This is a genomic window from Zobellia laminariae, assembly GCF_030553095.1.
GTDB classification, from domain to species: Bacteria; Bacteroidota; Bacteroidia; order Flavobacteriales; family Flavobacteriaceae; genus Zobellia; species Zobellia laminariae.
The window spans coordinates 3787024-3802670 of the sequence record NZ_CP130738.1 but is presented as its reverse complement, the minus strand read 5'-3'; the positions used below and the strand labels follow the sequence as shown (position 1 = coordinate 3802670).

Here is a 15647-nt window from a genome sequence, read left to right as displayed (position 1 = left end):
AAAACTATACTTTCCTCCTATTTCTAAAATACGCCCATACCGCAATAATAACCATAAAGGCTGCTAGAAAGTAAACAAACTGAGGGATTGGCACTGGATCTCCAGCCGCATAACTATGTAATCCTGATAAGTAATAATTAACTCCAAAAGAGGTCATTATTATAGACCAGAAAGCGAACATGCTTGCCACGTTAAGCACATATGTATTTCTTAAAGCAGGAATGAACCGTAGATGTAAAACAATGGCATAAACAATAATACTAATTAGAGCCCAAGTTTCTTTTGGATCCCATGCCCAATAACGTCCCCAAGATTCATTGGCCCAAACACCTCCTAAGAATGTTCCCACTGCCAGAACAAATAAACCTATGGTCATTGAGGATTCATTAATGTAGCTAAGTTCTTTTATTTTTAAATCTATAATATCTTTAGTTTTTGGTGTTCTAATAATCATTAAAATTAGCGCCATTAATCCCAGAACAGCAGATAATGCTAAAGGTGCATAACTACTTACAATAGTTGCCACGTGTACCTTTAACCAATATGATTTTAGTACTGGCATAAGATTGGTTATTTCTGGATTTATCCAATCCAAATAACTCACAAATAATAACGCTCCAGAGAATAAGGTGGCAAGTGGTAATGCAAAATCTGACTTTCTAAAAACAAGAAAACCGCAAAGCATAAGTACCCATGCCACAAAAATCAACATTTCATAACCATTACTCCATGGGGCGTGTTGCGCCACGTACCAACGTAGAATAATATTTCCCGCAAAGACTATGAAACTAAGAAGGGCTAGAATAATTAAAATATTCCAAACGTATTCTACACTTTTCTTTTGTGTAAAAATCTTAACCATAGCCAAGACCAACAATAGCAAACCTAATATAAACAACACCTGAAATAGCCAGAAATTCAGGTTTAAATCATTATACCACAATTCGGCTGCTATTCTTTTATCACTAGGGATGATATCCTCACCCAAGACATTCTGATACATACTAATATACCCCAATTTCTCTGATGCTCCTTCCCAATTCTGAGCTGCCACATCTGAGAAATAAGTCGGAATTATAGTTTTTGCAAAACGCCCGTCTTCTTCAGGAAAATCCTTAAAATCATGAGTGTAGGTAAACCACGTATTATTTTCATCCAAACTATTAGGAAACACTTTTAGATAGTTTCCAATAAATACATTGTAAAGAATATTAAAACGCTCATCTACTTTGATGACTTCTTTATCAAATTCATTACGCTCTGCCGGTTTCTTCTGATTCGCTTTTTCAACGTCTTCTACAAAAATATATTTCCCAGTTTCCTCCAACAAATTCTGAAAAGATATTAGACCGTTTTCACCCAGCTTTAAATCTTCATATGCCGTCCCTAATTTTTTCTTATCAATTTTGATAATCGGAACTTGTTCCCAATACTTTGCAGAAACATGCATTGCCAGAAAGGTTTGGTTAGCATCTAATTTTACCGTTGCCCCATTTTGAGTAAGTTGAAAATAAGGCCTACCAGAAATTTTACGTAAAAACTCCGATGCAAGCGTATTTATAGGTTTTATTCTACCATCTAAATCCTGCACCATAACCCTACCAAATAGTGCGGCATGGTCAACATCTATAATTTGTTCCGGACCACTCTCCTGCCCTTGTATGGGGCTTGCTTGAATCATACTAACACCCAAGAACAAGACTACTAAAAATGCTGCCTTATTCTTTTTTAGTTTGTTCAATTTTTTATTTACTTCTGTAAATCTTGATCCTTTTCCAAAAAGCGTAAAGAACATACCTACACCCATTAATATATAACCCAAATAGGTAACCCAAGTACCTATGGCATCATGATTTACAGATAGCACCGTACCTTTCTCATCCGTATCATAACTGGCTTGGAAAAAACGATAACCTTTATGGTCTAGCACGTTGTTCATGAATATGCGGTAAGGCGTTTTTACACCCTCATCTATAACTGTAACTTCACTTGCATATGCAGATGGACTTGTTGATCCCGGATACCGTTCTAATTGAAAATCATTCAGCTGAATAGAAAACGGAATTTCCTGAGGTTCGGCACCATAAGAAAGTAGAATAGACAAATCATCAAATTCCGCTTTATGTTCTGTTGGTAGAAACCCTTGTCTATATAGTAAGCTCGTAGTTTTTGTTTCTCCTGCAATATTGACGTCTACCAATAATGCATCATCTTTATTAGGGTCGTTATCCTTTAATCTATCCGAAGTACTAACAATTTCTATTTTTGCTTTTGGATGATATGCCGTTGGCACAAAAGAAGCATCTCCATCTCTATATAACGTTTTAAGCGTCATATTCATTAAGGTGTCTTTCTTAATTTTTCCCGCCGTTTGAGAGGCCATAATAAAGAAGTCTAAATCTCTTGGCGTATACATTTTAAAGGCACCATCTTTTTCTATAATATTGATGACCCCTTCTCCTTCTGCCTCAAAACCAACTAAATGTTTATGTTCCCCTATTTGCTCAATTTCACCCTTTTGTAAGAATACAGTTTCCCTACCGTTTCCTGCAGTTACTACTAGCTCTAACAATGCCTTCCCGCCTTCTACATCATCTTCTATTTTTGGTAGCGCATCGGCAACAAAGTTGCTGTACTTAATTACTATGGGTTTAGAATTGAAATCGGTTTCTATAGTAAAATCATTATTTGTCAACGGAGAAAAACTCAGCTTTTTAAGTACCACTTTTGTAGTCTTTCCATCAGATATTTTTGCTTTGACATAGTTGGCGTCAGATATAATAATATTTGAAGAAGCACCCTCTCTAACACGCATTACGCCGCCATAAGAAGTGTACCTTGTAATACCGGCCCCAACAATAATAAGTACAAATGACAGGTGAAAAAGAAGAATTGGCCACTTCTCTTTTCTCAGTAATTTATATTTAAAAATATTTAGAATAAAACTAATGCATAGCCCCACCATTACGAGTTCAAACCATAGGGCATCATAAATTACTTTCCATGCCGTGGCGGTACCAAAATCATTCTCCACAAACGTAGCAACAGCCATTGACACCCCAAAGGTTAACAAAAGAAGTAGTGCCAAAATTGGTGAAGCAATTATTTTATATATTTTTCTTCTCATATCTCTCTAAAAAAAACTTATCCTCATACACTATAAGAGTGATGAGGATAAGTTATATGGTTGTTTTAATCTATCCGAATGCGCAATCTAATTCATAGAAACTGACTTCGTTTCCATTTTAGCTTCACGAGCTTTAGCAGCTTCCATCCATTTAGGTAATAAGTTCTCTTTGAATTCTTTCTTTTCAGCTTCTAATTTCTCTATATCCAAACCAATATACTTCTGCGCTTTTTCTTTTGAAGAAATATCTGGCATATCTACTGGTTTGTTATGACCTAAATCTGCTAAAAGACGGGCGAGTTTAACTCTTGCTTCCGCAGCAATATCTAAACCTCCACCAATTACTCTAGCTATTTCTACAGGAGAGTGAAAAGATGCTCCGTGAGATGCCGCTGAATAATCCCAACGCCATTGTCCGTGACGAATATCTTGTAAAATTGGTTTCATTTGTTCGTCCGTTGCTCCCAACTCCCATGCCTTACCAGCTTCTACGTGCGCTTTAACCAATAAGTCTTCTAGTTTTATACGGTTTTCCGTTGCCTTGCGCTGACGCTCGTAAACGTTTTCCATTAACTTGGCCGACTCTTCTCTGTGACATGCTTGGCAAGCATTGGCCATATTATTTAAAGGAGATTGTACATGGTGGTCTGTAAATTTCTGTCCACCTTCACTCTTATAAGGCATGTGGCAATCTGCACATGAAACTCCCCTATCTGCGTGTACTCCCGTTTTAAAAGTTTCGTATCCATGATGTTGCGCTTTTAACATTGGTGTCTTACTAATCTTATGTGTCCAATCTGCAAATGCTATATCATCATAATACTTTTCCATATCCTCAACAGCCATCCCATCTTTCCAAGGGAAAACTAAATATGGTACACCTTCTTTACCCGGTAAGTTTTTATTAAAATAGTATTCAACGTGACACTGAGCACAAACCAATGAACGCATTTCTTGGTGCGTAGCTTGGTTAATATCTTTTCCCATAGCATCAAAAGCTTCTACCAATGCAGGACGCGTAATCTTAAGTTTCATATTCCTGGATCATGACAATCTGCACAACCAATAGGGTTTACAATCTCTTCTCCTTTATCTGCCCATTTACCTTTGTAAAATTCCGTTACGCCTATTTCACTCATTAACCTTGGTACGTCCGGGCCTTTACAAGTCCAACATGTTGCTGGCATTGGTCCATCTCCCTTTCCTTTTGGCCCACCGGTTCTTAAGCTATTTCTAATATCTTCAACTGCATATGAATGCCCTCTACCTTGATTGTAATCTTTAGAAAAACCATAACCGGCAAAAAGCACCACTAACCTTGGGTCTTCTTCCAATACATCTCGCATGGCAGAACCTCCTTGAAAACTAGCAAATGTAGTATCTGCCGTTTGTAACCATGACTGATATTCTTGAGGATAGTTATCTCCCCAAACTTTACTCCTAGGTTCGTTTTCACCAATATTCACCTTTGGTACATACTCGTATTTTGCCTCACTTTTTCTGTTGATTATACTAGAAGCCAATAGCCCTAATAAAAAAACAGCTATAATAGTTACTACAAATAAGACCTTGTTTTTCATATTCCTCGTCTTTATTTATTCTTTTCTTTTTCTAACCAAGCAGGTATTACAGCTTCTTCTTGATCGGTTGGTAATGGTGCTATATTGTATCGTAATGTAGAAATACCTTGAACTTTTCCGTGTGGAATTTCCCTATGACAGCTCCAACATTGTCTATCTGTTCTATTCTCTGCATGGTTATCTATCCAACCATCATATTTAGTCTGAGTAACTTGTTGCATATGACAACGTATACAGTTTGCCTGTACCACTTTCTGAGAGGCTTCTTGCATTTTTATGACGTCTGGCTCTGCTCTTAATGTAAATATCGTTGCATGGTACAACCCATCTTTTGCTTTGAAGAAATACTTATTCACGACGTTATCATGAGGTACATGGCAATCGTTGCAATTAGCCCACTCTCTATGTGAACTATGCATCCAACCATTATATACAGGAGTCATAACATGGCAATTAACACATGCCTCTGGGTTATCTGACAAATAAGAAACAACCTCTCCTTCTTTAGCCAAGAACAAGCCTATACCAATAAATACAGCAATGAGAAATACAGCCGTAGTTCTCCATCCAGAATTTTTATTGGGTAGTATGTTAGGGGTTTCCTTCAATTTTGGCGGTTAATTTGAAACACGAAAATAGCTAAAAATTACTTCATACATGCTTGATTTTCAGTATTTGTTAACAAAAAATTAAGTTAAAAATAAATAACATATTTTATGATCAATATCATATTTTTTACCATAAAATAATCAGAAAACACCTACTGATAATAAACCTCAAATTGCATACTTTGCTCAAAAAAAGAAATATCTTGCATGGTATGGGAATATTTGACTTTAGAAATCCGAGCAAAAGAAAAAAAAAAAGAGTGATACGGTTACTATAGAATGTAATACTAAGGAGATATTTCTTAATAATACGCTCATTAGTTTCCCTACCAATTACACAGTTCTAAAAAATCTATTGGGAGAGGCATCACGTATTGAGCCTATTAAGCAAACAAAAAATAACGTGTATTTATGGGATGACCTTGGCATCTATTGTTCTACACCCGATCCTGAGAAAATGTTAATGCTGCTTTTAGTAGAAGACAACAGATACGGCCTAGGCCACCAACCCTTGAAAAATTTTACTGGAGATGTCATTATAGACGGTAAACCTATGCAAGCATCCATTCAAAATGTTGATACGGACAGACCTTATATGATACGGTCTATTATAAAGGAGAAAAAACAAGTAGCCATTGCTCTTGGATGGAATCCCGGTGTTTGACGTCTATCTTTTATAGATGATAAATGTCATGTTTATTGAGGTTTAAATAGCGAATCTTTGTTGCCAAATGTAATAAATCAACTATTATGACCATACAAAGACTTCAGATAGGTATCCTATTTTTACTTATTTTCAACTTCATACCAATAACAGCACAAACGCTGGAAGTAGATGCAGATGTAAGAGCTCGCTTTGAATATCGCCACGGATTTAATAACCTTTTTCCTAATGATGCCGATCCTGCAGCATTCGTAAACCAACGTACCCGTCTTAATATTGGGTATTCCGATGAAAAACTAAAACTATTTATTGCCGTACAAGATGTAAGTACTTGGGGAGATACCCGCCAAATATTAGCGGTAGACGGTAACGATTCTTTCTCTTTGTTTCAAGCATGGGCACAATTACAATTCAATGAAAATTGGTCTACTAAATTAGGTAGACAAGTGATTTCCTATGATGATCAACGTATTTTTGGTGGTTTAGATTGGGCAATGCAAGGGCGTTTTCATGATGCTGCCATCATAAGCTATAAGAAGGATGATTTTATGCTTGACTTAGGTGGAGCGTTTAGCCAAGAAGCACCAAGTAATGAAGGAACTGCATATAATATTCAAGGTTTTTTCACTTATAAATCCATGCAATATACCTACCTAAAGCAATCTTGGGAGAAAAGTTCTGTGAGCTTTCTTTTTCTAAACACAGGTTTTCAAGATTTTACGGGTGATGCCAATGACATTGCAGACGGTGTTTCCTATAGACAGACTACGGGTTCTTATTTTAAATTCCCTGTACAAAAAGTGAATTTTGCCGGTAGTGCCTACTATCAATTTGGGAAAGCAAATGCTACAACAGATTTAGCTGCTTATCAATTGGCTTTAGAGGCTACTTATAAATCTAATAAAATTCTTTACGGATTAGGTGTTGAACTTTTAAGCGGAACTGATCAAGACGGCGACTCTAAAAACAAATCGTTCTTTCCTCTTTACGGCACCAATCATAAGTTTAATGGATTCATGGATTATTTTTATGTAGGCAACCATGCTAACAATGTTGGACTTAATGATGTATACGGGAAAATTGTATTTACTACAGGTGAAAAATCCAACCTATTGTTAAAAGGACATTATTTTAGCGCCAATGCAGACCTTACCGGAGATGCAGATGCTTATTTAGGAACAGAATTAGATTTGGTCTATACGCAAGCTCTAATGAAGAATGTGAAACTAAATGTAGGCTATTCGCATATGTTTGCTTCGGATAGTATGACTCTTATAAAAGGTGGCAGACCAAGTGATAATACCAACAACTGGGGATGGGTTCAACTAACAATCAACCCTAATCTTTTCAAAACAAATTTGAGTAAAGCAGCAAACTAAGTATACAACTACCTCAACATAGTGAAGCTGCAATCTTTTGGATTGCAGCTTTTTTTTATCCCCCTATAGCAATCATACTCCGATTGTTATGGGAAGTGAGATCTTTAAATTTTTCTATAGTATCCATTCCGCTACGTACTTTTTGCTTTGCCTGTACCGCCTTTCCAATTACTGTAGTTATTGATTTCCCTTCACGAAGCGGCGTAAGTAAATCAGATTCTGTGGTTGAGAATAAGCAGTTCTTAAGTTGCCCGTTTGCCGTTAAGCGCACTCTATTACAACTATCACAAAACGGATTGGTTACAGAGCTTATGACAGCAAAAGTCCCCTTATAACCTTTTATTTGATAGTTTTTGGCCGTGTCATTAGGCGCGTCGTCAAGTCTTATAAAACTGCTTGCATCATACTTGGCATATACTTGTTTCAATACTTCCTCGAGCGAAACCAACTTTTCCAAATCCCATTTATTACCATCAAAAGGCATAAACTCAATAAAACGAATCTGCAACGCCTGCGTCTTGGTAAGCTCTATAAAATCGATAATCTCGTTTTCATTAAAACCTTTTATCAAAACACAGTTTATTTTTACCTCAAAACCCTCTTTTACCAGCAATTGTATGTTATCATAGACCTTTTTGAAATAGTCTCTACGGGTTATAAAAGTATTTTTATCGGTGTTCAAAGAATCTAGGCTCACATTAATTTTCTTAAGACCTATTTTCTTAAACGTATCAATGAATTTATCTACGATAACTCCATTGGTAGTTATGGCCAATTCAATAGGAAGTGAAGCCAATTTCTCCATGATCAAAGCGGCATCCTTTCGTACTAATGGCTCGCCACCTGTAAGCCTTATTTTAGTGACTCCGTGGTCCACAAATTCTTTTGCGATGGTGTAGATTTCCTCATACGTCATAATATGGGATTTTGGCGAAAGCGGAATACCGGCTGCGGGCATGCAATACGTACAGCGTAAATTACAACGCTCCGTAAGTGAGATGCGCAAGTAGGTATGTTTTCTACCAAATGTGTCCGTAAGGATATTTTTAGATTCCGTCATATTAATCGTGTCTTGCTCCTTTTAAAATTCTAAAAACATGTAAAATGGATGGAAAAATAGCATCCATAGATTCCTTTGCGCCATTTGTAGAGCTAAAGGCAAGGCCAACACCAAGGTGTTTTTTATGGTTCCCGCCATACTTCTAGAAAGCATGGCATAAGGCATGCGGTCCTGTCCGTATTTTCTAATAGCTTCTTCTATACTAGGAATAGTCCTGTCCAATAATGGTTTTAGCGCTTCTGGGGTAATATCGCGCTGAGATAGCCCTGTTCCTCCTGTATAAATTATTAAGTCCGCTCCGTTGGCTTGATAGTGTTTGGCTTTTTCTTGAATGATAGCTTCATCATCGGGAATGATAATATAATCTTGAAGCGTAACTTCGCATTCTTTTAATTTTGCCATAACGGCTTTACCAGCTCTATCTTCTTTTTTTCCTTCTGCAATGGAATCTGAACATACGATAACAACCGCATTTAAATCGCGTCTAAACTTATCCTTAAAGCTAGACTTCCCTCCTTTTTTCTCTAACAGTTTAATATGATGTAACTCTATGCCTTTATCTATAGGCTTAAGCATATCATACATATTAAGAGCTACCACACTTGCCCCGTGCATAGCTTCTACCTCAACACCTGTTTTATAAATGGTCTTTACGGTTACTAATACTTTAATTTCAAGTCCATCTATCTCATATTCAATACCTGTGAATTCTATGGGTAATGGATGGCAGTCCGGAAGTAAATCCGGTGTTTTCTTAACCCCCAAAAGTCCAGCTGCTTTACTCATGGCAAAAACATCACCCTTAGGCACGGTTCTATTCTGAATAGCATCAATGGTTTCCTGAAGGCTGACTTTTACAATTGCCTGAGCCGTTGCCGTTCTAAGGGTGTTACTTTTATGTGTAATATCTACCATTCGGCTAGCTGTTTACTTTCCATTGCGAAGATTCGTCCTCAAATATTTCCTTGCCAAAAACAGGTACATCGGCCTTAATGGCTTCTACCACATATTCCAGTGCCTTAAACACTTCCTTTCGCCTTGGCGATGATACAAAAACAAATAGACATATCTCCCCGGATTTTACCTCTCCCAAACTATGGTAGATATGCATACAGGTAAGGTTGAACTTTTCAAAAGTAGCCTCCCGTATCTCATGGAATTTCTTATTTGCCATGTCTTCGTATGCGGTATACTCAATTGCAGCAACTTTTTTATCGTCTACAACATCTGCCCGTACTTGGCCTAAAAAAATATTATGTGCGCCAATGCTGGTTTTAGATTGATGTTTGGCAATAGATTCCCCTATAAATGTCGAAGAAATTGCTCCTGGTTTAAATACGTTTTTATAAGTAGTGCTCATTTTCTAATCCTATTTTCTTTACTATAAATTGATGGTGTTACTGCTATTGACAGAATTGACATTTTGCCTTAGCGGTAAACCTTGATTCGTTTTTCTTATATTCCGTTTAGGGTTTCAAACTCTTCGTCCAGAAACTCCCAACACTTTTTATTAATTCGCTCAAAAGCTGCTATTAAATTTTTCCCATAAGGTGTAATAACCGTTCCTCCTCCTTTTTGACCGCCAACAGATGTAGTCACTACTGCTTCCTTGGCAGATTTATTAACGGCATCTATTAACGTCCATGCTTTCTTATATGACATTCCAATAGACTTTGCTGCTTTTGACAATGAGCCTTGTGCTTCAATTTCTTTTAGCAACTTCACTCTACCCTCACCTACCAGAACGTTATCCCCTACTTCTATCCAGATCCTACTTTTAATTTTATAATCGCTCATAATACATAGTCTATTTAGTGGGTAGCAATATGGTTTTTACGTTTTGGCCTTTTTTAATTTCCGCTGAGTTTCTAGGCAAACAGACCAGTGCATTGGCATCTCCAAAAGCCCGCACCATAGCAGAACTCTGTCCTCCTAAAATAGTCACTCCTGCACCTTCTATCCGTGCTTTTAGAAATTGTGCTTGAGTTCCTTTTACCGTATAATTAGATAACAAAGGCAAAGAAATAGTTAGAAGGTTCATATGCTCCGCTCCTTCATACTTCTTTAAAAGGGGATACACATAGATGTAAAAACAACTAAGCGCAGCGGCAGGGTTTCCGGGAAGTCCAAATATTGATGTTCCTTCCTTCTTTCCAAAAAACAAAGGTTTCCCTGGTTTTTGCTTCACCTTATAGAAAATCTCTTGTACGCCAATGACATTAAATGCTTTTCCAACAAAATCATAATCCCCTACAGATACTCCGCCTGTAACAATAACTACATCATGTTTCCCAAGGGTCTCTTTTAATACTTTTTTTGTTTTATCGTAGTCATCTTTAATTGTAACAACAAAAGTGTTCTTGTAACCCAGTTCTTTTAGCACAGCAGTTAGCATAGCGCCATTAGATTCGTATATCTCCCCATAAGACAATGTACCTCCTGGACTTATAAGTTCGTTACCCGTTACTACAATAGCTATTGACGGTTTTTCACAGACCGTAATTTTCGTAACCCCCAAACTGGCCAGAAATCCTATATGAACTCCTTTAATTGTTGTCCCTTTATTTATGGCAACACCGCCTACTTTTATTTGCTCCCCTTGGGGTCTGATATTTGTATTCTCTTTTAGAGATTCTTCTATAGTAATTCTACTCCCATCTACGGTTACTTTTTCTTGCATCACAACTGTGTTTGCTGTAACCGGCACCGGCGCTCCTGTAAAAATTCGTACAGCTTCGCCTTTCTGTAAAGTGGGGTTGTTATTGTCACCTGCTTTTACTTCCCCTACCATGGTATAAGTAGCATCGTCTCCTATATGTAATGCATAACCATCCATAGCGGACTGCCTAAATGGTGGCATATCTATTTCTGAAATTACATCTTTGGCCAGCACATAATCTAGTCCGTCTTTAAGGTCAACCTCAAGCACTTTTGTGCTCATAGAACCATGTAACAAAACCAATTCTAACGCTGTAGTAGTATCTATCATTATCTGCGCGTTATGTTAGTTTTTAAACTAGTGTCGGGAATTTGCAAAAAGGTGTTTTCACATACAGCATCCATCATAATCCCCTCGTATTGTTTTAATAATCATACTTATTAGCTCCTTTTCGAAGAAACATACTACTCCCTAACAGGGGATGAATATACGAAATCGTTATTTCCGTTCAAATATAACGATAGCTTTATTATTCATTCTATGACATTTATCATCTTCTCAAGAACAATACTCACCTATTTTTGCTAAATTGTTAAACAACTGTTAATGAAAACTCCTATTTTCAAATACATATAACCGACCCTGAATGCCTATTAAAAGCTACCTAGCTCACCCTATTACAGGAAGAAAAGAAGAATTAATGACCGCATTAATCAGTCTTGGTAAATGCGAAGTTATTCCTGCCGAGAACCAAAACATTTTGGCATTGGTTACCGATACCCAAACCGAAAAAGAAGACGAAATTCTAAAAGAAAAAATTGAAGCCCTGAGCAGTCTAAAATTACTGGCCTTAGTTTCTGGTTTTAACACCCCTCAATAATTTATATAGCTATGTACGATTCTGTAACAAATAGAAGGAGTTTTATAAAAAAGATGGCCATGTTGTCTGCAATTACGGCAGCTGCGTCTATGTTTCCCGGTATTGTATTTGCCAGCGAGCAAGAAAAAGGAATTCCTGAAAATGCGAACCTAGATTGGAAAAAAGGTCCGTGTAGATTCTGCGGCGTAGGTTGTGGTATACTTGTAGGTACTGAAAATGGCAAAGCTGTTGCCGTAAAAGGGGATCCAAACTCGGCGGTGAATAAAGGATTGTTATGTGTAAAAGGATACCACCAGATTATGTGTATCCAATCTAAAGACAGACTTAAAACTGCCTTAGTAAAGAAAAACGGTAAATACGTAGAAACCCCATTAAGTGAAGCTTTAGACCTTGTTGCTTCTAAAATGAAAGAAAGCATTGCCCAGAACGGTAAGGATTCTGTGGCCATGTATACCTCAGGACAGTCTACAATACCAGAAGGCTATATTGCTTCTAAATTAATGAAAGGAGCTATAGGTACCAATAACCTAGATTGTAATGCACGCCTTTGTATGGCAAGTGCCGTAACAGGATTCTTAACCTCTTTTGGTGCGGATGAGCCCATGGGTTGTTACGAGGATATTGATCACGCAGATTACTTTGTTACTTGGGGAAACAATATGGCAGAAATGCACCCGGTTCTATTCTCTAGAATGTTAGAGCAAAAAGCAAAACGTGGTGCTAAAATCATAGATTTTGCCACACGAACTACACGTTCAAGTACAGCTTCTGATAAATCAATCTTATTTGAACCTCAAACGGATTTAGCGGTAGCAAATGCTATTTGTTATGAGATCATACAGAACGGATGGGTAAATAAATCCTTTGTTGAAAAACATTGTAGCTTTAGTAAAGGCCTTACCAATATTGGCTATGGTCTAGAAGACAAGTTTAAGTTTACGGATAAGCCAGAGAAAATAGATTTTGAGGCGTATAAAGTATTCCTAGAAGATTACAGTCCAGAAAAAGTGGCTAAGTATTCTAAGGTTTCCGTTAAGGATATTAAATACCTAGCGGCAATTTACGGAGACCCTAATAAAAAAGTAGTGTCTTATTGGTGTATGGGAATGAACCAACACACTAGAGGAACATGGATAAACAATCTTGTTTACAATATTCATTTACTTACCGGTAAAATATCGCAACCGGGCAACGGTCCTTTTTCATTAACAGGGCAGCCTTCTGCTTGTGGTACCGCTCGTGAGGTAGGAACTTTTACACACAAACTACCACACGGTGTAGTAATGAAAAAGGAAGATAGAGAAATGGCCGCTAAAATATGGAAGGTTCCTGTGGACCGTATACCATCTAAGCCTACCTATCATGCCACTGAAATGTTCCGAGCTGTAGATCGCGGAGATATTAATTTTATATGGGTACAAGCTACCAATCCTTTAGTTTCATTACCTAAGACCAGTCGTTACCGTCCAGCAATGGAAAAGAAATCTTGTTTTGTTGTGGTTTCGGATGTATTACACCTACTACAGATGTAGCAGATGTTATTCTTCCTGCTGCTTGGCATATTGAGAAAGGTGGACTTTATGGTAATTCTGAGCGAAGAACACAGTATTGGCAAAAAATGGTTGATGCGCCTGGAGAGGCAACAGCAGATACTTGGATGTTTATTGAAGTAGCAAGGCGAATGGGGTTTGAAGACCTATTCCCTTACAGCAAAGAAAATCACGTAGAAGAAATATATAACGAATACAGACAATTTCACGAAGGTGCAAAACACGGTATGGCACCACTAGAAGTCTTAAAGAAAGAGTCTGGAGCTATCTGGCCTTACGTAGATGGCAAGTCTACACAATGGCGATACAATGCCAAATATGACCCTGCCTGTTCCAATGATGAGGACTTTCATTTTTACGGAAAACCAGATGGTAGAGCGGTCATATGGCAACGTCCTTTTGAAGATGCCCCAGAGAAACCAGACCAAGAATATCCATTCTGGCTAAACACAGGTCGTGTTGTAGAACATTGGCATACAGGGTCTATGACGCGTAGAATTCCAGTACTACATCAAGCTATGCCAAATGGGTATGTAGAGTTTCATCCAGATGATGCAAAGTCTTTAGGAATTAGAAACGGAGAAAATATTAAAGTAACCTCCCGCCGAGGTTCTTGTACATTACCGGCATCCATCAATGAAAGAGGTTTACCCACAAAAGGGCAAGTATTTGTTCCTTTCTTTGATGAAAGTATGCTAATCAATGATGTAACCTTAGACTCCTTCTGCCCTATTTCTAAAGAACCAGATTATAAAAAATGTGCGGTTAAAGTTGAAAGAGCATAGATTATGAAAAAGAGACTTGGAATCATATCGTTTTTTGTGGTGATCTTCATAGCGTTTATCGTTGTTTGGAACTATAGCTACGAACAGGGTTTGGAAGAAGCCTATACACCTGTTATTGAAACGCCCACCGGAAACTTTATTCCATCGGAAAGTGGTGCTTTTAGACGATTTGATGATGAAAGTGCAGGTTTGGATTATCTAAATATGCCTGTAGATGAAAACCACCAACGTACACTAGATACGTATTATGATAACCGAGCCTATCCGGGTGCTCCACCAAGTATTCCCCATCCTGTAGCAAAAGAGCGCAGCTTTGGAGGTAATACCTGTATACAATGTCACCAAAACGGTGGCTTTGTAGCAAAGTTCAATGCCTACGCCCCTGTTACGCCACATCCAGAAATGGTGAACTGCAGACAGTGCCACGTTACTAAAAACACCACTAGCGACTTTAAGGAAAACGGATTTGCAAAACCGGAACCACCAAAAGTAGGCGAAGGTGCAAATAATGCGTTGGTAGGAAGCCCACCAATGATACCACATCAATTACAAATGAGAGAAAGTTGTATTTCTTGTCACGGAGGACCAAGTGCGCCTAAAGAGATTAGAGTTTCGCATCCGGACCGTATTAATTGCAGACAATGCCATTTACCAAAACATAGTGAGCAACCAACTGTTGATACGAATACATTTCTAAGACAATTCGATAAACTAAATGAAAAATAGAACGCTAATATATTCCGTAGTATTACTTCTAGGGGTATCCTTATTCTCTTGTAAAGAGGAAGGGGAATACCATTCCATATCCGATAAGATAGAAGGGGAAAGTAAACCATATCATGGTGCGTTAACCTCCGAACAATTATTAGCGGATACGGAGCTAATTGAAATTACCGAAGGGGAACATACATTCTTGATTCCAGAACGAAAAGGACAAATAAAATCATTTGCCTGTATAGAGTGCCACAGCAAACCTGTCTCGCAGATGATGGGTAAAGATGCACCAAAAGCGCACTGGGATATTAAAGTGAATCATGCCAATAGTGATGCTATGAACTGTGCTACCTGTCACAACGGAGAGGACATGAATCAGCTGAATACATTAACGGGGAAAAATATAGATTTCAATTTAAGCTACAAACTATGTTCGCAATGCCACTCTAGTCAATTTGAAGATTGGAAAGGTGGTGCCCACGGTAAAAAAGTAGCAGGATGGGCTCCTCCACGAGCATCCAACACCTGTGTGAATTGTCATAATCCACACAGTCCCAGTTTTGAAAAAAGATGGCCCGTACAATTCAACACAAAAACGGCTATAGAACGTAACGAAGGTTTAGGTCATTAAAAATAAAGGT

At 37.8% G+C, this 15647-nt stretch carries 12 protein-coding genes and 3 pseudogenes; 7 read left to right on the top strand and 8 right to left on the bottom strand.

The window, feature by feature from the left end; genetic code table 11:
* Nucleotides 1–4 precede the first annotated feature (4 nt).
* From Q5W13_RS18240 to nrfH, 3 genes and pseudogenes are all read right to left on the bottom strand, one after another.
* Entirely contained in the window at nt 5–3127 is a 3123-nt protein-coding gene (locus tag Q5W13_RS18240; protein WP_304443982.1) for a cytochrome c biogenesis protein, read from the bottom strand.
* Between the two features lie 87 nt (nt 3128–3214).
* Nucleotides 3215–4707, bottom strand: a pseudogene (gene nrfA, locus Q5W13_RS18235) (ammonia-forming cytochrome c nitrite reductase).
* 11 nt (nt 4708–4718) lie between these two features.
* On the bottom strand, nt 4719–5315 hold the full coding sequence (gene nrfH / locus Q5W13_RS18230) for a cytochrome c nitrite reductase small subunit (RefSeq protein WP_155596024.1): 597 nt from the start codon (nt 5313–5315) through the stop codon (nt 4719–4721).
* A 274-nt stretch (nt 5316–5589) separates the two neighbouring features.
* On the opposite strand from nrfH, the gene Q5W13_RS18225 reads away from it, so the two are divergent.
* Nucleotides 5590–5979 (top strand): DUF7738 domain-containing protein, encoded by a 390-nt coding sequence (locus tag Q5W13_RS18225; protein WP_438364194.1) that lies wholly within the window; start codon nt 5590–5592, stop codon nt 5977–5979.
* An 86-nt stretch (nt 5980–6065) separates the two neighbouring features.
* A complete protein-coding gene (locus tag Q5W13_RS18220; RefSeq protein WP_304443980.1) occupies nt 6066–7358 on the top strand; it encodes an alginate export family protein in 1293 nt (430 codons plus the stop codon).
* Between the two features lie 55 nt (nt 7359–7413).
* Here the strand turns inward: Q5W13_RS18220 and moaA are convergent, their stop codons facing one another.
* From moaA to Q5W13_RS18195, 5 genes and pseudogenes are all read right to left on the bottom strand, one after another.
* A complete protein-coding gene (gene moaA / locus Q5W13_RS18215) occupies nt 7414–8418 on the bottom strand; it encodes a GTP 3',8-cyclase MoaA (protein WP_304443979.1) in 1005 nt (334 codons plus the stop codon).
* 1 nt (nt 8419) lies between these two features.
* Nucleotides 8420–9333 (bottom strand): annotated as a pseudogene (gene moaCB / locus Q5W13_RS18210) (bifunctional molybdenum cofactor biosynthesis protein MoaC/MoaB).
* Between the two features lie 4 nt (nt 9334–9337).
* Nucleotides 9338–9778, bottom strand: a complete 441-nt coding sequence (locus tag Q5W13_RS18205) for a molybdenum cofactor biosynthesis protein MoaE (RefSeq protein WP_304443978.1) — start codon at nt 9776–9778, stop codon at nt 9338–9340.
* A gap of 95 nt (nt 9779–9873) precedes the next feature.
* On the bottom strand, nt 9874–10215 hold the full coding sequence (locus Q5W13_RS18200) for a winged helix-turn-helix domain-containing protein (protein ID WP_155596019.1): 342 nt from the start codon (nt 10213–10215) through the stop codon (nt 9874–9876).
* 10 nt (nt 10216–10225) lie between these two features.
* Nucleotides 10226–11407, bottom strand: coding sequence for a molybdopterin molybdotransferase MoeA (locus tag Q5W13_RS18195; protein ID WP_304443977.1), 1182 nt, complete (start codon nt 11405–11407; stop codon nt 10226–10228).
* Nucleotides 11408–11723: 316 nt separating this feature from the next.
* Between Q5W13_RS18195 and Q5W13_RS18190 the strand changes: the two genes are divergently transcribed.
* The 5 genes and pseudogenes from Q5W13_RS18190 (at nt 11724) to Q5W13_RS18170 (ending at nt 15637) form a co-directional block, all read left to right on the top strand.
* Nucleotides 11724–11957 (top strand): hypothetical protein, encoded by a 234-nt coding sequence (locus Q5W13_RS18190; protein ID WP_304443976.1) that lies wholly within the window; start codon nt 11724–11726, stop codon nt 11955–11957.
* A gap of 11 nt (nt 11958–11968) precedes the next feature.
* Nucleotides 11969–13575: pseudogene (locus Q5W13_RS18185) on the top strand (molybdopterin-dependent oxidoreductase); the annotation flags it as partial.
* Complete coding sequence (locus tag Q5W13_RS18180) at nt 13576–14292, top strand: molybdopterin dinucleotide binding domain-containing protein (RefSeq protein WP_368662572.1); 717 nt, start codon at nt 13576–13578, stop codon at nt 14290–14292. It begins immediately after the preceding pseudogene.
* Nucleotides 14293–14295: 3 nt separating this feature from the next.
* Nucleotides 14296–15018, top strand: coding sequence for a cytochrome C (locus Q5W13_RS18175; protein ID WP_304443973.1), 723 nt, complete (start codon nt 14296–14298; stop codon nt 15016–15018).
* On the top strand, nt 15008–15637 hold the full coding sequence (locus Q5W13_RS18170) for a multiheme c-type cytochrome (RefSeq protein ID WP_304443972.1): 630 nt from the start codon (nt 15008–15010) through the stop codon (nt 15635–15637). The genes Q5W13_RS18175 and Q5W13_RS18170 overlap by 11 nt, the downstream gene beginning before the upstream one ends.
* The last annotated feature ends 10 nt before the right edge of the window (nt 15638–15647 follow it).